Consider the following 18,914-nt stretch of genomic DNA (forward strand, 5'->3'; position numbering starts at 1 on the left):
GGATTGCAACATGCGCCATAAGACATTCCTTTGGTTCTTCCTGCCCACAGGACTCGCGATGCTTCTGTTCATTGCAATGCCAATTGTCTCGGTGGTGACTCAATCGATCTTCGCACCCCATCCGGCTGTTCTGTTAGAGGTCGAAAACTGCACCCCGCTTATCGGATGCACAACTGAGACCACTGTTGATCAAGAGGCCACCGCGGCGCTTCGCGCCGAGCAACCTCTGGGCCGGTTTGTGGGATTGGACATTTACTTTAACCGAGGCCATCTGGCGATACAGGAAATTGGTCAAATCTGGGCCGCGAATGAAACATGGGGCGGCTTTTTCTCGGAACTCGGCAATTTGCCCTTTTACCGGGCGATGGCATTCACGCTGACCTTCGTTGCTGTCGTGACACCGCTCACAATTATTTTGGGGCTGGTGATTGCGCTGGCAGTAAACTCCCTGCACAGGCAACTCAAAGGTCTGATGATCTTTTTCTCTCTTCTGCCCATGATCGTGACCCCGCTGATCGGCTCGCTCATCCTGTTTTGGATGATTGACAGTCGCGGGGTGATCGGCAACGCCCTCGTATATCTTGCTGGAGATCCGGATTTCAGCCTGAAAGCATCAACAGGGCTGATGTGGGTAGCGCTGATGGTCTATGGTGTTTGGCACGCTGCGCCTTTTGCCTTTGTCGTGTTCTATGCTGGCCTGCAAACCTTGCCCCAAGACCAGATTGAGGCCGCCCAGATAGACGGGGCGACGCGCTGGCAGCAGGTCAAATTCGTGGTTGTTCCCCATCTCATGCCCCTGGTCACATTTGTAGCACTGATCCAGTTGATGGACAATTTCAAGGTGTTTGAACCTATCATCGGCTTCAGTGCACAAGCGCATGCGCAATCACTCAGCACCTTCATCTTCTACGATCTCGGTGGCGAGACTCGGCAACTGTCTTCCGCTGCTGCTACCTCTGTGATGACGATTTTCGGGGTCGCAATTCTTCTGTCGCCCGTGCTTGTCCGCACCTGGCGCGATTTCAAAGGAGCAAGATAATATGGCCAGCCGCGCGCAAAGAATGCCTACAAGCCTTCGGATCGCCTCATCCCTGTTTGTGCTCCTATGGTTTATCCTGGCCGCCTTTCCGTTCCTCTGGACGGTTTGGGGCTCGTTCAAGGTCGAACTGGATTTCTTCTCGATCGCTGACTGGACCAACGCCCTGACTGGTGCCCGAACCGAAGCGGTTTATGGCTCGCCGTTCACCACCACCGGATATGAGGGTGCTTGGATTCAGGAAGAGTTCTGGCGAAATGTTCTGAACACCGGGATCGTCTGTTTCTTTGTTGTTACCATCTCACTGACTATCGGGACTTTAGGGGGCTATGCCCTTTCGCGGTCTACTTACAACTACACATTCTGGCTTTTGATCACAGCGTTGATTTTCCGTGCAATGCCGCCAATCACTCTGGTCTCAGGTTATCTGTTACCCTTCTTTGAATGGAATGTTTGGGGAATTCTTCCAACCACCATTATCGTGCTTGTGGCGATCAACCAGCCGTTCACTCTTTGGATGTTGCATTCCTTCTTCAAGAACATCCCGAGCGAGTTGGATGAAAGTGCCAAGGTCGACGGATGCAACCAGTTTCAGGCTTTCCGACGTGTGATCATTCCGGTGATGTGGCCAGGCGTCATCACGACCGGGCTGTTCTCGTTCCTTCTGGCCTATAACGACTTTGCCGTGGGGGCGATGCTGCTGTCTGAAAGCAACCGTACTATGGTGCCTGCCATTGCCGCGTTTCTCGGTACAACGCAAACCGAGGGCAACGTGATGTTCGCTGTTGCAGCCGTGGTTTCTGCCACTGTTCCACTGTTCATCCTGGTGATGTTCTTCCAGCGTCAGATCGTGGGCGGCCTGACCGCCGGGGCTGTGAAAGGCTGACATAAATGGGGCGCACTCATCCTCAGTCCGTATCTGCCCATGCGCACGCAGCCAGCCTGAACTTGGCTGCGCGCCGGGCCCGACGGCCGGGACGAATTCCATTTGCCTTGATGCGCGCGGGTCCTCGTGCCTGCACACCGCCACCGCGAATAGGAAAACGTCCTAAAAAGGAAAGCGCCATGAACAAGCGCGCAAATCGCCCAGCGATGGGTATTGCTACCGGAACCACGTTTGAAAACAAACAGCTTTATCGTCAGTTTCTCGAAAGCTTTGATAAGGGCCTCTGCGAAACCATGGAGACGGCCGCTAGCGAGATCTTCGCCGCAACGGCCACTACCGAAGCGAGCCATCCGATCAATGCAGCCCCTGATGGCAACGGCTACGTCAGCTCTGTCATCTTGCCGATTTCAGAGGCGTTCGAGGGGCTCACCCGTCAGAACTATGTGGTCACAGGTGGCGAATACCTGGGAAGCGAGTGGGTCACCTCAACCGGGTATTTCCACGGTCATTTCAAGCGACCGCTTTGTGGTATTCCACCCAGCGGCAAACTGGCATTTCTGCGCTTTGGTGAATTCCACCGAATGGAAGATGGCAAGATCGTCGAATCCTATGTCTTTCTCGGCTTTGCCGAGTTGATCATCGCGCTTGGCCTCTGGCCGCTGGAACTGCAGGGCTATGAAGGTGTCGTGCCGGGTCCGGCAACTCATGACGGCATCGTCATTGGGCCATCAGACCCAGCGCAGTCACGCGCCACAGCAGATCTGGTCGAGGACATGCTAGTACAGCTGACGACCGAGGACCAAAGCTGGCGGCCTTATTGGGATGACCGAATGGTGTGGTACGGTCCCGGCGGGCTGGGATCCTATGCCACGGTCGATGCCTTCGCCGATTTCCAATCCCCCTTCGAGGACACGTTCGAAGGCTGGGGTGACGGCAGGGACGCAGGCGTCACCGGGGTCGGCTCGAATTGCAAGGCCGGGGATGGCGACTATGCATTCCTGTGCGGCTGGCCGCAGATCACCGGCGTCCACGTCAAATCCTTCCTGGGCCTGGAGCCAACGGGAAAGCGCGTTTTTATGCGTGACTGCGACTGGTGGCGCTGCGCAGACGGCAAGATCATCGAGAACTGGTGCATGCTCGATATTCCACATCTGCTGTTGCAACTGGGTTACGACCTTTTTGCCCAAATTTCTGAACAGACCCGATGAGCTGTTCCGCCAGACATAACGCCATTGCGCGCCACCCGGCGCTCAACCGGATGCCAAGGGATTTTCTGACGGCCGACCAACCGTCCCCGTCCAGACAGAAAACCCCTTGGTATCCATAAAAGGAAAAGACACATGAAGGGCTCCCGCCCCGAACAGGCCGTGCTGACACGTGACACGGACATGAGAAAAACCGACGAGACCCGCGCCGTGATCGAGGGGATGGTCGATGGTTTGAACGATCACCGCATCGACGATATCGGCGAATTCTTCGCAGAAGGGTTCCGCTGGATCGGCAACCGGGGCTGCGGCACCAAAACTGGGCTCAAGGAGTTTCAGGAAAACTGGCAACGCCCGTTTCAGGCGGCGTTCTCGGACAAGACCTGCATTGATGAGGCCCGGCTTTATATGGGCGAATGGGCTGCGGCCTTTGGCCGCCAGGAGGCAACCCACTCGGGCGAGTTTCTGGGCATCGCGCCCACCGGCAAGCGGGTCGAGATCCGATACATGGATTTCTGGAAAGTCGTCGATGGCAAGATCGTTGACAACTGGGTGAACGTCGATTTCGCCCACGTCGCCGCGCAGCTTGGCGTTGATCTGTTCAACGGCGAAGGCTGGGAAGCATTTGACCGGGGAGAAAAAACTCCACCCCGGCCCGAAAACTGAGGATAGAGACAATGGCTATTGAATACCTGAAACGCGGCAAACCTGAAGCTGACCGGGCGGAAGACGATGCCAAAACCCGAGCTGTTGTCGAAGAAACGCTGGCGGATATCGAAACCCGCGGCGATACCGCAGTGCGCGAGCTGTCTGAGAAGTTCGACAATTACTCGCCGGAAAGCTTCCGCTTGAGCCAGGATCAGATCGACGAGTTGATCGCTTCGCTGTCCGAGCGCGAATTGGCCGATATCAAGTTTGCTCAGAAACAGGTGATGAACTTTGCGCAGGCACAACGCGACTCGATGCTGGATATCGAGGTTGAAACTCTGCCAGGAGTGATCCTTGGTCACAAGAACATCCCTGTTCAGTCAGTGGGATGCTATGTCCCCGGTGGCAAATTCCCGATGGTGGCTTCGGCGCATATGTCAGTGGCAACTGCCAAGGTCGCCGGTGTTCCGCGCATCATAGCGTGTACCCCGCCCTTCCAGGGCAAACCCAATGCGGCCGTGATCGCAGCGATGCATCTAGGAGGCGCGCATGAGATCTATGTCATGGGCGGGATCCAGGCCGTCGGTGCCATGGCGATAGGGACTGAGACCATTGATCCGGTTCACATGCTGGTTGGCCCCGGCAACGCCTTTGTGGCCGAAGCCAAGCGCCAACTGTTTGGCCGGGTGGGCATCGACCTGTTCGCGGGTCCGACCGAGACGATGGTCATCGCCGATGAAACTGCTGCGGACGCCGAGCTTTGTGCGACCGATTTGCTGGGACAGGCCGAGCATGGATATAACAGCCCCTGCGTTCTGGTCACCAACTCGCGCAAACTGGCCGAAGAGACACTGAGCGAGATCGACCGTATCCTCGGGATCCTACCCACCGCCGGCACTGCCAAGGTCAGTTGGGAGGAATACGGCGAGGTCATCGTCTGCGACACCTATGACGAGATGCTTCAAGTGGCCGATGACATCGCGTCCGAGCACGTTCAGGTCATGACAGATCGCGACGACTGGTTCCTGGAAAACATGACTTGTTACGGTGCGCTGTTCCTTGGTCCACGCACCAACGTGGCCAACGGCGACAAGGTGATCGGTACCAACCATACACTGCCGACCAAAAAGGCCGGGCGCTATACCGGCGGGCTCTGGGTCGGCAAATTCATGAAAACCCACAGCTATCAGAAGGTCGTCACTGATGAGGCCGCAGCGATGATCGGCGAATACGGCTCACGTCTGTGTATGCTGGAAGGCTTTGTCGGCCATGCCGAACAATGCAACATCCGTGTCCGGCGTTATGGGGGCATCAACGTGCCCTATGGTGAAGGCGCACCATACCGCGAGACGGCCGATGCGACTTCGTAAGTGTGACGAATCTTGCGCAGGGATTCGACCGGGGCCCTACAGAATTTTTTGGATAAGAAGTTAAAATAATGCGAGATTTCGCAATGGATACTCACTCTACCCACAAGGTCCTGATCGCGCCCCTGCGCGAGGCAATGTATAAATTCGACGAAGCCGGAGTACGAGCGGCGCTGGAGGCGGTGATCGCGCCCGATGCTGCCATCCACATGTTGTATCCATTCGGAGATCTGACCGGCCCGCAGGAACTCTATGACACCTGTTACGCGCCACTTCTGAAATCCATGCCCGATCTTGAGCGTCGCGATTGGATCGTCATGGGTGGTCGGACAGAACAGGGCAACGACTGGGTTGGCTGCGGCGGCCACTACTTCGGCACCTTCGTCGCCCCCTGGCTGGACATCCCGCCGACCGGGCATCTGACCCACATGCGGTTCCACGAATTCTACCGCTTTGAAAATGGCAAGGTTGTCGAGATTCAGGCACTCTGGGACGTTCCCGAAGTCATGATGCAGGCGAATGCCTGGCCAATGGCCCCGTCTCTGGGGCTGGAGTTCTGCATTCCCGGCCCGGCGACTCTGGATGGCGTTGTGTCCGGACCGTGGGATGAGGTGAAATCTCTGGCCTCGTGCAATCATATCGTCGACATGCTGAAACATCTTGAGAAACACCCCAGCCAGGGTGGGCCCGAAGTGATGGAGATGGAGCGGTTCTGGCATCCGCGCATGAACTGGTACGGTCCCGCAGGGATCGGGACAGCGCGCGGTATCGCGGGATTCCGCAACTGGCACCAGATTCCCTTCCTCAACGGAATGCCCGATCGTGGTCAGTATGCCGACGAGATCACCTTTCACTTTTTTGGTGATGGCGACTACGCCGCTGTGACCGGCTGGCCGAACATGATCCAGACCGTCACCCATGACGGCTGGATGGGGATTGCGCCTTCGGGCAAACGGATCACTTTGAAGTCACTTGATTTCTGGCGTCTGGAAGGTGGGCTGATCCGCGAGAATTGGGTGTTGGTCGATCTGCTGGATGTGTATCGGCAATTGGGCGTAGATGTTTTTGCCCGACTGCGTGAGTTCAATAAGGCACGTGTACCCGGCACCATCCCATTCCCGGTCGGCGAGGTCTGATATGCCACATTTTCCCAGCACCCCCAGTTTCGACCTGAGCGGCAAGCGAGCTTTGGTCGCCGGAGCCTCGTCGGGCATAGGCATGGCCTGCGCTGTGGCGCTGGCGGAACATGGTGCTGAGGTCACTTTGGCGGCGCGCCGTGCTGGTGCGCTTCAGGATATTGCAAAAGATATGTCGGCGCAGGGATGGTCTGCCAGAGTTCTGGAACTGGATGTTTCGGACGTGGCGGCAACCGCTGAAGCCGTAGCGCAAAATGGGCCGTTCGATATTCTGCTGAACTCAGCCGGGCTTGCCCGACACAGCAAGGCCGTGGAAACACAGCCGGAAGATTTCGATGCGGTGATAGGCGTCAATGTCAAAGGTGCTTATTTCCTGACCCAGGCTGTTGCCAAAGGCCTGCTCGACGCTGGCCGCCCCGGTTCGCTGATCAATATCTCTAGCCAGATGGGCCATGTTGGTGGTCGCGAACGCGCGGTTTATTGTGCGTCGAAATTCGCGGTCGAAGGCTTCACCAAGGCGATGGCGCTTGAGTTCGGACCGGCAAAGATCCGGGTTAACACGATTTGCCCCACCTTCATTCTGACGGATCTGACAAAGTCGACTTTTGACGATCCGGACAAGCGGGCCTGGATTCTGGACAAGATAAAACTGGGTCGCCCCGGAGAGGTTGAAGACATCATGGGGGCGGTGGTTTATCTGGCATCGGATGCGTCGGCGCTGGTGACGGGCACGGCATTGATGGTTGACGGAGGTTGGACGGCAGACTGATGGCGACACAAAAAGTTACATCACTGGAAGTTGCCCGTCTCGCCGGGGTCAGCCAATCTGCGGTCAGCCGTGTGTTCACCCCCGGCGCGTCTGCGTCGAAAAAAACCGTTGAAAAGGTGCGCAAGGCGGCCAAGGAACTGGGCTATCGCCCGAACGTTCTGGCCCGCGCTGTAGTGTCCGGGAAAAGCCGGATCATCGGGCTTGTCGTGGCCTATCTGAACAACCAGTTCTATCCCGAGGCGCTGGAGAAGCTGACAAACACGTTACAGGAACGTGGATACCACGTGCTGATATTCATGGCCTCGCATGAATCAGGAAACATCGACAATGTGGTCGAGGAAATACTCGACTTTCAGGTCGAAGGGATTATCGCCGCTTCGGTGGCTTTGTCCTCAGATTTGTCAGACCGCTGCCGAACGGCCGGTATACCGATGGTTTTGTTCAATCGGGCACAAGACGACACGGCAATGTCGTCAGTTACATCTGACAACGTTGCCGGTGGTCGAAAGGCTGCCGAGTTCCTGTTGGCAGCTGGGCACCAAAAGATCGGATATATCGCCGGGTGGGAAGGAGCTTCGACCCAGCGTGACCGCGAAACAGGGTTTGTTGCGACCTTGCAGAAAGCCGGGGTTACGCTGCACGCCCGCGAAGTAGGAAACTTTTCGACGGAAGAAGCCCGGCAAGCCACGCTGCGGATGTTCGAAGCCGATCCGCCTGATGCGGTGTTTGTCGCCAACGATCACATGGCCGTTTCCGTGATGGACACGCTGCGGTTCGAATTGGGGCTGAATGTTCCGGGGGACGTTTCGGTCATCGGGTATGACGATGTCACTGTCGCCTCATGGCCAGCCTACAACCTGACCACCATTCGACAGCCCGCCAATCGCATGGTCACCGAAACTGTCGATATTCTGCTCGGCAAGATCGAGGACCCCGATGCCGGCCCGCGTCGGGTCGAGATTGACGGGCCGCTGATTGTTCGAGGCTCCGCCCGCATACCTGAAGGATGGAAGACATGAAGGGATTTAATCCCAAATTCAAAGACTTTCCCGATTACATAATAGGAATCACCAAAGAAATCTGGGAAGATCGCGGCATTGCGACGCTGCACGACTATTATGCCCCGGACATCGTCGTGCGTTCGCCTGGGTCGGTGGTTGTCGGAAATCAGAATGTCATTGCTGCCACTATGGCGACCCTTGCAGAGTTCCCTGATCGTACACTGTTGGGCGAGGATGTGATCTGGTCGGGAACGCCAGAAGAGGGCATGCTGTCGTCGCATCGCCTTTTATCCACCGCGAGCCATCTCGGTGACGGTGTTTATGGCAAGGCGACTGGCAAGAAACTGATCTACCGCATTCTTGCCGACTGCCACGCAATAAACAACCAGATCAACGATGAGTGGCTCATCCGCGACCAGAGCGCGATCGTGCAGCAGATGGGCTGGGATCCCAAGGAATACGCCCGCGATCTGATCGCGCGCGAGGGTGGGCCAGACGCCTGCGTGCAGCCCCTCACGCCCGCGAACGATAGGCCCGGCCCCTATAAAGGCCGTGGCAATGACAGTGAATGGGGCCAGAAATACGCGGATATCCTGACCCGGATCATGAATGCCGATATGAGGGTGATCGAGGCTGAATACGACCGCGCTGTTCTGTCAGAATATCCCGGCGGCACGACCGGCCACAGTTGGGGGCCGGTTGATAGGTTCTGGATGGGTCTGCGCGCAGCGTTCCCACGTGCCGAATTCAAGATCCACCATCAGATCGGCCGTGACGACCCGATGATGCCGCCGCGCGCCGCGATCCGCTGGTCTTTGCACGGCAAGCATGACGGCTGGGGCGTGTTCGGCGTGCCCACAGGGGCCGAGGTCTTTGTGCTGGGCATCAGCCACGCCGAGTTCGGTCCGTGGGGTCTGCGCAAAGAATACACCTTGTTTGACGAAACCTCGATCTGGAAACAGATTCTGCTGAAGACCGGTGATCTCTAGAATGTCGCACCGTATCTCAAATCTGGATTCCGGGCAGGCGTTGCGGCGGTACCACGCCCATCGCGCCAGCCTGCGCGCCCGGCGGCTGAACAATCGCCCGCCGGGTGGTTTGGATTGATTTCATCAAACCCAAATCAAAAGGAGAAAAGATATGAGTACCATCGAAAGCCGCATCGTCCGTTATGGCGAACTGAAGCCTTGTAAAACCGCGTTCATCGACGCCCACACGCCAGGTTCAGACCAGAAAGAGAACTTTACAATCATTGGCGGCGGCGTCAGCGAAAGCCCGGATCAGCACGTCCACATCACCGACAAGATCGGGTTCAACATCGGCGCAGCGGGGCAACCGCCGAAATGCCGCAACTCGCTGCACAGCCACACCACCGCCGAGGTGTTCTTTGTTGCTAAAGGTCGATGGCGGTTCTTCTGGGGTCGTTATGGCACGGCTGGCGAGTTCATCGCCGAAGAAGGCGACATCTTCAACATCCCGACCGGGATCTTCCGCGGCTTCGAGAATGTCGGCCAGGACTATGGGATGATCATGTCGATGCTTGGTGGCGACGATGCCGGTGGCGGCGTGACCTGGGCTCCGCAAGTCATTCAGGATGCGCAGGCCCATGGCCTAATGTTGGGCAATAACGGCGTCCTTTACGATAGCAAAAAGGGTGAGGAACTGCCACACAATGTGCAGCCGATGCCGCTACTGACCGAGGAAGAACTGAAAGCCTACCCTGAGGTTCCCGTTGATGCGGTGATCGGCAAATACGTCGCTCGCTACTGGGACCTGATGGCGCTGGCAGCGGACAAACCTGCGGTTGTGATCGGTGAAAATGGCCTGATCAAAGACAAGCCCGGTTTCGAGGTTGATTTTTTGACGCGCGGTTCGGCTGTGGCTGAACTGGTCAAGGCGGACAAACCCGTGGTTCTGATGCCGGCGAGTGGCCATTGGCACATCAAGATCAATGAGGTCGAGGTTACCCTGTCCAACGGTGATACCGCTCTGGTTCTGCCCGGTGAAAGCTACAGCGCTGAACCGTCTATGACCGGGCAAGCGGGTCTGTACCGGATCACCGCAACCGACGACCCTGCTGGGGCGACCTGGACAGGAGAATAACGCCGAAATTACACGTCCCGGTTTCAATCGGGGCGCGCGCAGCACATCCATCGCCGGCTTTCCGGCCCGGCGATGGACCTAGATTTGAATGGAGATCCTAACATGACCCGCGTTTCAACCACCCATGTGGGAAGTCTGCCACGAAATCAGGAGGTCGTTGACTTCATCTTTGCACGCGAGCGAGAGGAACCGTTCGATCAGGCTGCATTTGACGCCTGCATGACAGCGGCCGTGTCCGAGACCGTGCGGAAACAAGTCAAGGCTGGGGTTGATATCGTCTCGGACGGTGAGACCTCAAAGATCTCTTACGCCACTTACGTCAAGGACCGCTATACCGGCTTTGCAGGTGACAGCGCGCGCAATGCGCCGGCTGACCTCAAGATGTTTCCGGGCTTTCTGCAACGATTGGCCGATGACGGTGGAACGCCCCAGTATGCTCGACCCATGTGTGTGGGCGAGGTGCGCTCAAAAGGGCAGGGTGAGCTGCAGAAGGACATCGACAATCTCAAAGCCGCGATGGCCGAGCACGGGGTCGAGCGCGGTTTTATGAACGCCGCCAGCCCCGGAGTTATTTCCCTGTTTCTGCAAAATGATTTCTATCCGACGCGCGAGGCCTATCTGGCCGCGCTGGCCGATGCGATGAAGGAAGAATATGAGACCATCGTTGGTGCGGGTCTGGATCTGCAATTGGACTGCCCCGATCTGGCCCTGTCGCGCCATATGCTGTTCACCGATCTGTCCGACGACGAGTTCGTGAAAATCGCCAACATGCATGTTGAGGCATTGAACCACGCATTGCAGAATGTCCCATCTGACAAAGTGCGTGTCCATATCTGCTGGGGCAACTACGAGGGGCCGCATTGCTGCGACATCGGCATGGGCAAGGTGTTTTCGACGCTGATGTCGACCAAATCGCGCTATGTGCTGTTCGAAACCTCTAACCCGCGACACGCGCATGAATGGACGGTGTTCCGTGACCGCAAGGGTGAAATTCCGGGTGACAAGGTTCTTGTGCCCGGTGTGGTGGACACCACGACGAATTTTGTCGAACACCCGGAACTGATTGCTCAGCGTACCGAGCGGTTTACGAACATAGTTGGAAATGAGCGTGTAATCGCCGGATCAGATTGCGGCTTTGGCACCTTTGCGGGCTTTGGTGCGGTAGATCCGGATATCGCCTACGCCAAGCTGGGCGCACTTGCCGAAGGGGCTGCCCTGGTCAAATGACGCCGCTTATCCTCCTGCCCGGAATGATGTGCGATGCGCGGTTGTTCACCCCGCAGATCGACGCTTTGTCAGGCAAGTACCCGATCCTGTGCGCACCAATCGGAGGCCATGAAACGATGCGGGCGCTGGCCTCCGATGTGTTAGCCTATGCGCCCGAACGCTTTGCTCTGGCAGGACTCTCGATGGGTGGCATTGTGGGGATGGAAATCCTGCGTCAGGCACCGGACCGTGTGGCTGGTTTGGCGTTGATGGACACGAACCCGCTTGCTGAATTGGACGAGGTCAAAGCCAGGCGCGGCCCTCAGATCGATGCGGTCGGACGTGGCAACCTGCGCAAGGTCATGGCCGAAGAGATGAAACCGAACTACCTGACTGAAGGTCCGCGCCGCGCCGCCATTCTGGACCTGTGCATGGATATGGCCATGGATCTTGGCCCGGACGTTTTTGTCAATCAATCTAAAGCTCTGCGTGATCGCCCTGACCAGAGCAACACTCTGCGCAACTTCACCGACGCAGCACTCATTCTCTGCGGGCGCGACGATGCCCTGTGCCCTGTTTCAAGGCATGAATTGATGCACGATCTGATGCCACAGAGCCGGTTGGAAATCATAGAAAACGCCGGCCACCTGCCGACACTGGAACAACCGCGACAAACAACGGCGGCTTTGATCCGCTGGCTGGAGTTGATATGAACCAATCCTTGCTGGACCTGCTGAAAAAGATCGACACGCCGACTGTTTGTAACGCAATCGAAGTGGCGCAGGGCAAGCGCGGATTCAGTGAATTCACCCGGGGCACGATGTTATGTTCTGATCCCGATGCGGGCGCGATGGTTGGATATGCCCGTACCGCGAAGATTGCCGCCGTGAACCCGCCGTCAGAACCGCCTGAGGAGATCCGCCAACGTCGGATGGATTATTACAGGCATATGGCAACTGGGAGCGGCCCGGCTGTCACCGTGGTTGAGGATTTGGATTATCCAGATTGCATCGGCGCCTTTTGGGGTGAGATCAATACGACGATCCACAAGGGCTTCGGCATCAGTGGTGCGCTGACCAACGGGGTAATGCGCGACCTGGGCGATCTACCCGGTAACTTCCCGGTTGTTGCCGGGTCAATCGGGCCCAGTCACGGGTTCGTACATGTGCGCAAAATCGGCACCTCGGTTTCTATCTTTGGTCTGAAGATCCAGAACGGCGATCTTGTGCACGCGGACCGTCATGGTGCGCTGGTTATCCCGCCCGAAGTCGTGGGCAAGCTTGAACGGGCGATCATCAAATTGCTTGAAACCGAAAAACTGATTCTGGATCCCGCCCGCGCAACCGGGTTCGATTTCGATGCCTTCGAAAAAGCATGGGCGGCGTTTGAAGCCTCTCGGACTTAAACTTGCGATCTGTATTCCCCGGTTCTGAAGGTGTAGACCCCGCTGGGATCTGTTGCAAATTTTCGACTTCAATATTCCGATATCCATTCACTCGAAGCACTTGTGAGCGTCAACAGTCAAAGGTTTGCAACAGATCCCCGCCCCTGCGCATGGGACGCACTGCTAGCTTCTGTTCCTAAATCGTACCAACGCCGCGAATTGCAGCTTTGGCAACCTGTTCAAACATCGATCGATCGTTTGACGCTGATGCGACGATCATGCCCCCTTCAAGGGCGGCGACGATGAGGTTTGCCTTGTCAGCGGCATCCTTGACCCCATGCTTGACGAGCAGATTTTGGAGCCATGCCTTGTTCATCTCGAAGAAGGCTTTTGTGCGTTGGTTGATGTTTTCCGGCAGTCCAATGGCCTCGGCGCCCATGACGGCGCAAAGGCATATCGATTCGTTCAGCACAAGCGCTTTGGAGTAGAGCGAAACGAAGCAGTCCAGAGCGGTTTGCAGATCGTTCAGGTCAATCTTGTCCAGTTCTGCCTTGAATTGCTCGGCGTAGCGGGTGACGAGAGCCTCCCCGAGATCCGGTTTGGTGGGGAAATGGTAGTGTACGCTGGCACTTTTGATTCCCACATCGTTCGCCAGGTCACGGAAACTCATCTCCGAAAAGCCCGCGCTGCGCACGCGTTTCTCGGCGGCGATAAGAATTTTTTCTTTCATTGTCAGTGGCATGACTACCTCCAATCTACCGATTGATAGATAAACGTTGACAGCCCAGGAATCAACTTCTAACTGTTATCTACCTAGTGATAGATAGATATTGATGAAAGGATCACGCTGATGGCTACTGGAAACAAACAAAAACGCGTCTTGCTGGTCATGTCGTCCGTTGACGAAATGGGCATCTCGGGCAAGCAAACCGGCACCTGGTTCGAAGAGGTCGCAACCCCGTATTACGTCCTGACGGAAGCGGGCTATGAGGTTGTCTTTGCCTCGCCCAAAGGCGGCAACGCGCCGATTGACCTGCTGTCGATGAAGGCTCCGTTCACTACCGAAAACACTGACCGCTTCTTCAACGATCCGGTGGCCATGTTCGCGGTACAGAATACCCGCAAACTGCGCGAGATCGACTATTCGACCTTCGATGCGCTTTTCGTACCCGGCGGTTATGGATTGATCTGGGATCTGGCGTCGGACAGCCATGCTATCAAGATGATCCGGGAGTTCTACGAATCCGAACGGCCTGTCGCGATGGTCTGCCACGCGCCGGCCATACTGCGGGATATCAAGAAGTCAGACGGCAGCTACCTGGTTGAGGGCCTCAGCCTGACCGGTTTCAAGAACGACGAAGACAGTGAGATCGAGCTTCTGCATCACCTTCTGTTCTCTCTCGAAGATGAACTGAAACGCCGTGGCGCCACCTACGTCAGCAAGGCCAACTGGGAGGCCAACGTGGTCGAAGATGGCGCCCTGATGACCGGCCAAAGCCCGGCGTCGGCACCACCACTCGCGGAAGCGCTCAAGCAGCGCCTGGCTGCCTGACGCCTTACGTCGGGGCGGGCACCTGTCCGCCCCGGCAATTCGAAATGGAGAAGTCCCATGTCCGCCGATCTGCAACCCATCGACAGTGTCGAGATTCTCGTTCTCATCGACAACCGGACGGACAGCCTGTCCAGCGTGCCCGAGGGGTTCACCCATGAGTGGATCAACCTCCACAACGTCGGGATGAAGCAAATCTCGGGCGCCGGTCAGTGTTGTGCCAATCACGGCTTGGCGTTGATCATCACAGCCCGGCGCGGTGTGACGGAACATACATTGCTCTTTGACGCCGGGCCGGTGGATTTTGCCGTCGAGTTCAACGCATCACGCCTTGGCAAATCCTTTGCAGCCATCGAGGCGATCGCCCTGTCGCATGGGCATTGGGACCATGCAGGCGGCATTCCAGCGGCAATCGACCTGATCCGCAAGGATGGCCAGACCGGCGAGTTACCGGTTTATCTGCATCCCGGGATGTTCCGCAAACGCGCCTTTCCGCTTTCATCGGGGGAACTGATCGAAATTCGCGAAATCGCCACGCCCGAAGCCCTGGCTGCGCAGGGGGCTACACCCGTTGTTACGGATCAACCGGTCAGCGTGCTGGACGATATGTTCTATATTTCGGGCGAAATTCCCCGTGTCACGGATTACGAGGTCGGATTTCCGGGTCATGTCCGCCGCACCGAAGACGGCGCGGGTTGGGAAGACGACCCGTTGCTCATGGACGAACGCTATGTGGCGGTGAACATCGCGGGCAAAGGGCTGGTGGTGTTTTCGGCCTGTAGCCATGCGGGTATCGTCAATGTCCTTCATGCCGCTCAAAGGGATATCCCCGGAGTGCCGATCCATGGCCTAACCGGCGGCTTTCACCTTGCCGGTGGCAACGAAAAGATCATCGACCGGACCGTCGCCGACTTTGCGCAGTTCGACATCGACCTGATCATGCCCGGCCACTGCACAGGTTGGCGTGCGACAAACGCGCTGGAACGCCAATACGGCGAACGGGTTGTGCCGATTGCCGTCGGCATGAAGATCAACCTTTGAGAAAGGGAATGAGCCATGGAAATCAATGCAAACTTTGATGAACGCGCTGTCGTCCACTCGGAGAACGAGCCCTGGGTCCCCTCGCCAATGAAGGGTGTCGACCGTCGCATGCTCGACCGGATCGGCGACGAGGTTGCACGGGCAACAACGATTGTCCGCTATGCACCAGGCAGCGCCTTTTCGGCCCATACCCATACCGGTGGCGAAGAGTTTCTGGTGCTTGACGGCGTCTTTCAGGACGAGCACGGGGATTTTCCCGTCGGCACCTATGTGCGCAACCCGCCGACCACGTCGCATACGCCAAGCGCGGCGGACGGGGCAACGATCCTGGTCAAGCTTTGGCAGTTCGACCCGGAGGACCGCACACAGCTGACAATCGACACAAACGCGCAGGACCCGCGCCCGGTTGCAGATGGCATATCCGAAATCCCGCTTTTCGAGGATTCCCGTGAACGGGTCCGGATCGAGCTTTGGGATGCATCGGCCAATGTGACCGTGACCGACCACAAGGGGTTCGAGGCACTGGTGATCGAAGGCAGCTTCTCTGAGCACGGAGAGATCTTCGAGAAGAATTCATGGCTGCGTCTGCCGCCGGGTATGGCGCTCGATGCCACGGCCGGGCCCAAAGGCGCGCGCCTGTGGGTCAAAACCGACCACCTGGCAGAACCGCCGGTCATCCCGGGCAAAGGATAGGATCATGGGCAAACCCCTTGCAATTGTCGCTGGTGCTGGTCCGGGGCTTGGGCAGACGCTGGTTTCGGCATTTGGTCAGAATGGCTATACGGCATTTGGTCTCAACCGGACGATCCCGTCGGGTGCCGACCAAATTCTGCAAGTCGACCTGGCGGATCCGAAACACACAAAGGCCAAGCTGCGCAACATCATCTGCACCCATGGCGCGCCGAAGCTTGTTGTTCAGAACACCGCGAAACTCGTGATCGCGCCGTTCGAGGAAACAAGCATCGAGGATTTCGAAGCGACCTGGCGGGCCATGGTCCTGTCAACGGTCAACCTGGCACACCGAATTTTGCCCGCAATGGTTGATACCGGGGGCGGCACCTTTATCGTCTCTGGTGCCACAGCCAGCCTGCGCGGTGGCAGGAACTTTGCAGCCTTCGCTTCGGCCAAGGCGGGTCTGCGGGCATTGACCCAATCCCTGGCCCGCGAATACGGGCCGCAAGGCGTGCATGTGGTGCATGTGATTCTGGACGGGATCGTCGACACCAGGGCCAGCCGGGATCTGCACAAGATGGATCCGGCGCGGATGATGAAACCTGTGGACATCGCTCAGACCTATCTGGCGCTGGCCAACCAACCGCAATCCACCTGGACCCACGAATTGGATCTCAGACCCAAAGGGGAGGCATTCTGATGCAAACCGATACTCTGATTGTTGGCGGAGGTCTCTCCGGCCTTGCCCTTGCCGATCAGCTGACACGAAACGGCACGGATTTCCTTCTGATCGAAGCGCAGGACCGCCTGGGCGGGCGCATCCTGACCAAAGACCTGTCGGGCGGAAAGTTCGACCTTGGCCCGGCCTGGTTCTGGCCCGGCCAGCCGCGAATGGCCGCCTTGGCCCGGCGTTTCCGAATCCCGGTGTTCGAACAGTTTGCCACCGGCGATCAGATGTATCAGGACCAGTCCGGCGCCGTCCAACGTGCCCGCGGCTATGCCTCGATGCAGGGCTCCTACCGGCTTGCCGGGGGCATGGGCGCCATGATCGACGCGCTTGCCGGATCTCTGGATGCCGGTCACGTCTTGACACAGGCGAGCCTCAAATCGGTCAATCATTCTCCGGGCATGATCACTGCATCTCTCGACCATGACGGCACGGCCCTTTCCGTTGAAGCCCGGCAAATCATGCTGGCGATCCCGCCGCGGGTGATTGCGGAAACCGTCAAATTCGAGCCGGCGCTGGATGCAGCACAGATCCAGGCCTTGAAAAACGTCCCGACCTGGATGGCGGGGCAGGCCAAGATCCTCGCGGTTTACGATGAGCCCCACTGGCGCAATGCCGGGCTTTCGGGTGACGCCATGAGCCATCGCGGCCCTATGGTCGAAATCCACGACGCCTCTCCCATGAAGGGCGGTCCCTACGCGCTGTTCGGTTTCGTCGGCTATCCCGCCGACACGCGCGAGGCACACAAGGACGCCATGATGGACGATGCCCTGGCGCAACTTACGGCGATGTTTGGCCCCAAGATGGCGCAGCCCCTCGATCTGGAACTGCAGGACTGGGCCACAATCCCGGAAATCTCCCGCACGCAGGATCGCGTTCCGGTGCGCTTCCACCCAAGCTACGGCTTGCCTTCAATCCTCGGCAGCTTGGCGGAACGGGGTGTGCATTTCTGCTCGACCGAAACCGCACGCGGGTTTGGCGGATTTCTTGAAGGCGCGCTGGAGGCTGCTGAGAGAGTTGCAGCATTCGCAGATGAAACCATCATAGCTGAGGCCTGACCGAGCTTTCACTGTCGCCCTTTGTCTTGAATGATCGCTCACGTATGGAAGATGGTTCGATGGCGGGATATCACGGCGCTGCTACAAAGACCGCTCACAACCGCAGTTGGAGGTGGTTAAACATCAGATCGAATGCCTACTATATTTCGGCCCTCGTGGACGGCCCAATCCTGCCGTTCGACCTTAGTCCTGAATTCTGCGGTTGCAGCCCGCTTTCCGGACATTCGCCGCAAGCGCGAACTCCGGGCCTCGTCGAACTCACAGATTGCGGACAAAACCGCCGTTTGGATCGCCGATATGCAAGTCAGCTTCACCGCAGTTTGCAGGCTTTCGAGGCGAATTGCTCGCAAGGTGCACGTTGGGAATGCTCAACTTATTGATAATGTTGACAGATTGATCCACTCCTCCACGGCGTAGGCTTAAAGTTTCTCGGGCTTCCAATCTCTGAAGCGGGCGCGACCGAGATCGGACGTCCACCACGGCCAAAAAAAACTGACGGAAGAGCCAACTGGGGACAGCAAGTTGCCGTTGAACTCATACGCTTCAGCGGCTGATTAGAGACTTTACTTGGCGCCGCTGTCTCAGGGTTCGCTGCCAACATCCAAGCCCATCATATTAATCAGCTTAGTGCCGATGTCGCTGGCAATGGCACTGGGCCGCTCAATCAGGCCCACTATCGTGGGCGTTTGCGGTAAACACGAACTCAAAAGGACTCATTGAAGGGGACATGAATAGCATGTCGCCACGGTGAGGGGGCGAGAATAAAACTCCCTCAAGATGGTTAAGCGCCATTTCGCGGATTTGCGAACCCGAAACCAAAGCCACGCGAAGAACCGGGCAAGCGCCTCTTGCTGTCAGCGCAAACAAACTGTTCTTGGTCCAGCCAAAGCTGTCCGCATAAGGTCGAATCCACCCTTTACGCGCGATCTTTAGCCGTCGGCTCAGCGGATACGGTTAAACCGCCGATGCGAATGGCTACCTCGGTCCTCTCAATCCGGCTCTGCCCAATCGCAAACTGTCCGCCATCAGCACCCATGGAACAGACTAGGTTGATTGCGTAGCGGAGGATTTCAGGCTCATCGTAACCATCAGAGAGTGGAGATGAGAATGAAATCCGGGAAACAGA

20 protein-coding genes are annotated in these 18,914 nt (G+C 57.5%); 18 read left to right on the forward strand and 2 right to left on the reverse strand.

Annotation, left to right across the window (positions count from 1 at the left end; genetic code table 11):
- Positions 1–10: 10 nt before the first annotated feature.
- The 13 genes from ACR0DY_RS18740 (at position 11) to ACR0DY_RS18800 (ending at position 12,762) form a co-directional block, all read left to right on the forward strand.
- Positions 11–1,039: a carbohydrate ABC transporter permease gene (locus ACR0DY_RS18740; RefSeq protein ID WP_480484720.1), complete on the forward strand. Its 1,029-nt coding sequence runs from the start codon at positions 11–13 to the stop codon at positions 1,037–1,039.
- Position 1,040: 1 nt separating this feature from the next.
- Positions 1,041–1,922, forward strand: coding sequence for a carbohydrate ABC transporter permease (locus ACR0DY_RS18745; protein ID WP_209507350.1), 882 nt, complete (start codon positions 1,041–1,043; stop codon positions 1,920–1,922).
- A 179-nt stretch (positions 1,923–2,101) separates the two neighbouring features.
- Complete coding sequence (locus ACR0DY_RS18750; RefSeq protein ID WP_480484719.1) at positions 2,102–3,130, forward strand: ester cyclase; 1,029 nt, start codon at positions 2,102–2,104, stop codon at positions 3,128–3,130.
- Positions 3,131–3,262: 132 nt separating this feature from the next.
- On the forward strand, positions 3,263–3,793 hold the full coding sequence (locus ACR0DY_RS18755) for an ester cyclase (protein ID WP_209507348.1): 531 nt from the start codon (positions 3,263–3,265) through the stop codon (positions 3,791–3,793).
- A gap of 11 nt (positions 3,794–3,804) precedes the next feature.
- The gene (gene hisD, locus ACR0DY_RS18760; RefSeq protein ID WP_480484718.1) at positions 3,805–5,145 is read left to right on the forward strand and encodes a histidinol dehydrogenase; all 1,341 of its coding nucleotides are present in this window, start codon (positions 3,805–3,807) and stop codon (positions 5,143–5,145) included.
- 83 nt (positions 5,146–5,228) lie between these two features.
- Positions 5,229–6,278, forward strand: a complete 1,050-nt coding sequence (locus ACR0DY_RS18765; RefSeq protein ID WP_480484717.1) for an ester cyclase — start codon at positions 5,229–5,231, stop codon at positions 6,276–6,278.
- Between the two features lies 1 nt (position 6,279).
- The gene (locus ACR0DY_RS18770; RefSeq protein ID WP_480484716.1) at positions 6,280–7,047 is read left to right on the forward strand and encodes an SDR family NAD(P)-dependent oxidoreductase; all 768 of its coding nucleotides are present in this window, start codon (positions 6,280–6,282) and stop codon (positions 7,045–7,047) included.
- The gene (locus ACR0DY_RS18775) at positions 7,047–8,066 is read left to right on the forward strand and encodes a LacI family DNA-binding transcriptional regulator (protein ID WP_209599322.1); all 1,020 of its coding nucleotides are present in this window, start codon (positions 7,047–7,049) and stop codon (positions 8,064–8,066) included. The genes ACR0DY_RS18770 and ACR0DY_RS18775 overlap by 1 nt, the downstream gene beginning before the upstream one ends.
- Positions 8,063–9,037: a nuclear transport factor 2 family protein gene (locus ACR0DY_RS18780; RefSeq protein ID WP_480484715.1), complete on the forward strand. Its 975-nt coding sequence runs from the start codon at positions 8,063–8,065 to the stop codon at positions 9,035–9,037. The genes ACR0DY_RS18775 and ACR0DY_RS18780 overlap by 4 nt, the downstream gene beginning before the upstream one ends.
- Before the next feature lie 151 nt (positions 9,038–9,188).
- Complete coding sequence (locus ACR0DY_RS18785; RefSeq protein WP_480484714.1) at positions 9,189–10,151, forward strand: cupin domain-containing protein; 963 nt, start codon at positions 9,189–9,191, stop codon at positions 10,149–10,151.
- Between the two features lie 102 nt (positions 10,152–10,253).
- Positions 10,254–11,378 (forward strand): cobalamin-independent methionine synthase II family protein, encoded by a 1,125-nt coding sequence (locus ACR0DY_RS18790; RefSeq protein ID WP_480484713.1) that lies wholly within the window; start codon positions 10,254–10,256, stop codon positions 11,376–11,378.
- Positions 11,375–12,070 carry an alpha/beta fold hydrolase gene (locus ACR0DY_RS18795; RefSeq protein WP_480484712.1) on the forward strand — a complete coding sequence of 232 codons (696 nt, stop codon included), beginning with the start codon at positions 11,375–11,377 and terminating at the stop codon, positions 12,068–12,070. Before ACR0DY_RS18790 ends, ACR0DY_RS18795 begins: the two co-directional genes overlap by 4 nt.
- On the forward strand, positions 12,067–12,762 hold the full coding sequence (locus ACR0DY_RS18800) for an RraA family protein (protein WP_480484711.1): 696 nt from the start codon (positions 12,067–12,069) through the stop codon (positions 12,760–12,762). The genes ACR0DY_RS18795 and ACR0DY_RS18800 overlap by 4 nt, the downstream gene beginning before the upstream one ends.
- Before the next feature lie 175 nt (positions 12,763–12,937).
- Here the strand turns inward: ACR0DY_RS18800 and ACR0DY_RS18805 are convergent, their stop codons facing one another.
- Positions 12,938–13,483 carry a TetR/AcrR family transcriptional regulator gene (locus tag ACR0DY_RS18805; protein ID WP_480484710.1) on the reverse strand — a complete coding sequence of 182 codons (546 nt, stop codon included), beginning with the start codon at positions 13,481–13,483 and terminating at the stop codon, positions 12,938–12,940.
- A gap of 108 nt (positions 13,484–13,591) precedes the next feature.
- On the opposite strand from ACR0DY_RS18805, the gene ACR0DY_RS18810 reads away from it, so the two are divergent.
- From ACR0DY_RS18810 to ACR0DY_RS18830, 5 genes are read left to right on the forward strand one after another with little or no spacing between them, the layout of a single operon-like run.
- A complete protein-coding gene (locus ACR0DY_RS18810) occupies positions 13,592–14,293 on the forward strand; it encodes a type 1 glutamine amidotransferase domain-containing protein (RefSeq protein ID WP_480474287.1) in 702 nt (233 codons plus the stop codon).
- Between the two features lie 57 nt (positions 14,294–14,350).
- A complete protein-coding gene (locus ACR0DY_RS18815) occupies positions 14,351–15,331 on the forward strand; it encodes an MBL fold metallo-hydrolase (RefSeq protein WP_480474286.1) in 981 nt (326 codons plus the stop codon).
- Between the two features lie 15 nt (positions 15,332–15,346).
- Complete coding sequence (locus ACR0DY_RS18820) at positions 15,347–16,024, forward strand: cupin domain-containing protein (RefSeq protein WP_480484708.1); 678 nt, start codon at positions 15,347–15,349, stop codon at positions 16,022–16,024.
- A gap of 4 nt (positions 16,025–16,028) precedes the next feature.
- Positions 16,029–16,703, forward strand: a complete 675-nt coding sequence (locus ACR0DY_RS18825) for an SDR family NAD(P)-dependent oxidoreductase (protein ID WP_480474284.1) — start codon at positions 16,029–16,031, stop codon at positions 16,701–16,703.
- The gene (locus tag ACR0DY_RS18830) at positions 16,703–17,788 is read left to right on the forward strand and encodes a flavin monoamine oxidase family protein (protein ID WP_480484707.1); all 1,086 of its coding nucleotides are present in this window, start codon (positions 16,703–16,705) and stop codon (positions 17,786–17,788) included. The genes ACR0DY_RS18825 and ACR0DY_RS18830 overlap by 1 nt, the downstream gene beginning before the upstream one ends.
- 916 nt (positions 17,789–18,704) lie before the next feature.
- Here the strand turns inward: ACR0DY_RS18830 and ACR0DY_RS18835 are convergent.
- A partial coding sequence (locus ACR0DY_RS18835; RefSeq protein WP_480522061.1) for a hypothetical protein occupies positions 18,705–18,914 on the reverse strand: 210 nt, incomplete at its 5' end.

Source organism: Ruegeria sp. O6 (genome assembly GCF_056535045.1).

Bases quoted from the DNA above. Each gene is read 5' to 3' on its own strand.
- ACR0DY_RS18740 (WP_480484720.1), top strand. From the start codon at position 11: ATGCGCCATAAGACATTCCTTTGGTTCTTCCTGCCCACAGGACTCGCG.
- ACR0DY_RS18745 (WP_209507350.1), top strand. From the start codon at position 1,041: ATGGCCAGCCGCGCGCAAAGAATGCCTACAAGCCTTCGGATCGCCTCA.
- ACR0DY_RS18750 (WP_480484719.1), top strand. From the start codon at position 2,102: ATGAACAAGCGCGCAAATCGCCCAGCGATGGGTATTGCTACCGGAACC.
- ACR0DY_RS18755 (WP_209507348.1), top strand. From the start codon at position 3,263: ATGAAGGGCTCCCGCCCCGAACAGGCCGTGCTGACACGTGACACGGAC.
- hisD (WP_480484718.1), top strand. From the start codon at position 3,805: ATGGCTATTGAATACCTGAAACGCGGCAAACCTGAAGCTGACCGGGCG.
- ACR0DY_RS18765 (WP_480484717.1), top strand. From the start codon at position 5,229: ATGGATACTCACTCTACCCACAAGGTCCTGATCGCGCCCCTGCGCGAG.
- ACR0DY_RS18770 (WP_480484716.1), top strand. From the start codon at position 6,280: ATGCCACATTTTCCCAGCACCCCCAGTTTCGACCTGAGCGGCAAGCGA.
- ACR0DY_RS18775 (WP_209599322.1), top strand. From the start codon at position 7,047: ATGGCGACACAAAAAGTTACATCACTGGAAGTTGCCCGTCTCGCCGGG.
- ACR0DY_RS18780 (WP_480484715.1), top strand. From the start codon at position 8,063: ATGAAGGGATTTAATCCCAAATTCAAAGACTTTCCCGATTACATAATA.
- ACR0DY_RS18785 (WP_480484714.1), top strand. From the start codon at position 9,189: ATGAGTACCATCGAAAGCCGCATCGTCCGTTATGGCGAACTGAAGCCT.
- ACR0DY_RS18790 (WP_480484713.1), top strand. From the start codon at position 10,254: ATGACCCGCGTTTCAACCACCCATGTGGGAAGTCTGCCACGAAATCAG.
- ACR0DY_RS18795 (WP_480484712.1), top strand. From the start codon at position 11,375: ATGACGCCGCTTATCCTCCTGCCCGGAATGATGTGCGATGCGCGGTTG.
- ACR0DY_RS18800 (WP_480484711.1), top strand. From the start codon at position 12,067: ATGAACCAATCCTTGCTGGACCTGCTGAAAAAGATCGACACGCCGACT.
- ACR0DY_RS18805 (WP_480484710.1), bottom strand. From the start codon at position 13,483: ATGCCACTGACAATGAAAGAAAAAATTCTTATCGCCGCCGAGAAACGC.
- ACR0DY_RS18810 (WP_480474287.1), top strand. From the start codon at position 13,592: ATGGCTACTGGAAACAAACAAAAACGCGTCTTGCTGGTCATGTCGTCC.
- ACR0DY_RS18815 (WP_480474286.1), top strand. From the start codon at position 14,351: ATGTCCGCCGATCTGCAACCCATCGACAGTGTCGAGATTCTCGTTCTC.
- ACR0DY_RS18820 (WP_480484708.1), top strand. From the start codon at position 15,347: ATGGAAATCAATGCAAACTTTGATGAACGCGCTGTCGTCCACTCGGAG.
- ACR0DY_RS18825 (WP_480474284.1), top strand. From the start codon at position 16,029: ATGGGCAAACCCCTTGCAATTGTCGCTGGTGCTGGTCCGGGGCTTGGG.
- ACR0DY_RS18830 (WP_480484707.1), top strand. From the start codon at position 16,703: ATGCAAACCGATACTCTGATTGTTGGCGGAGGTCTCTCCGGCCTTGCC.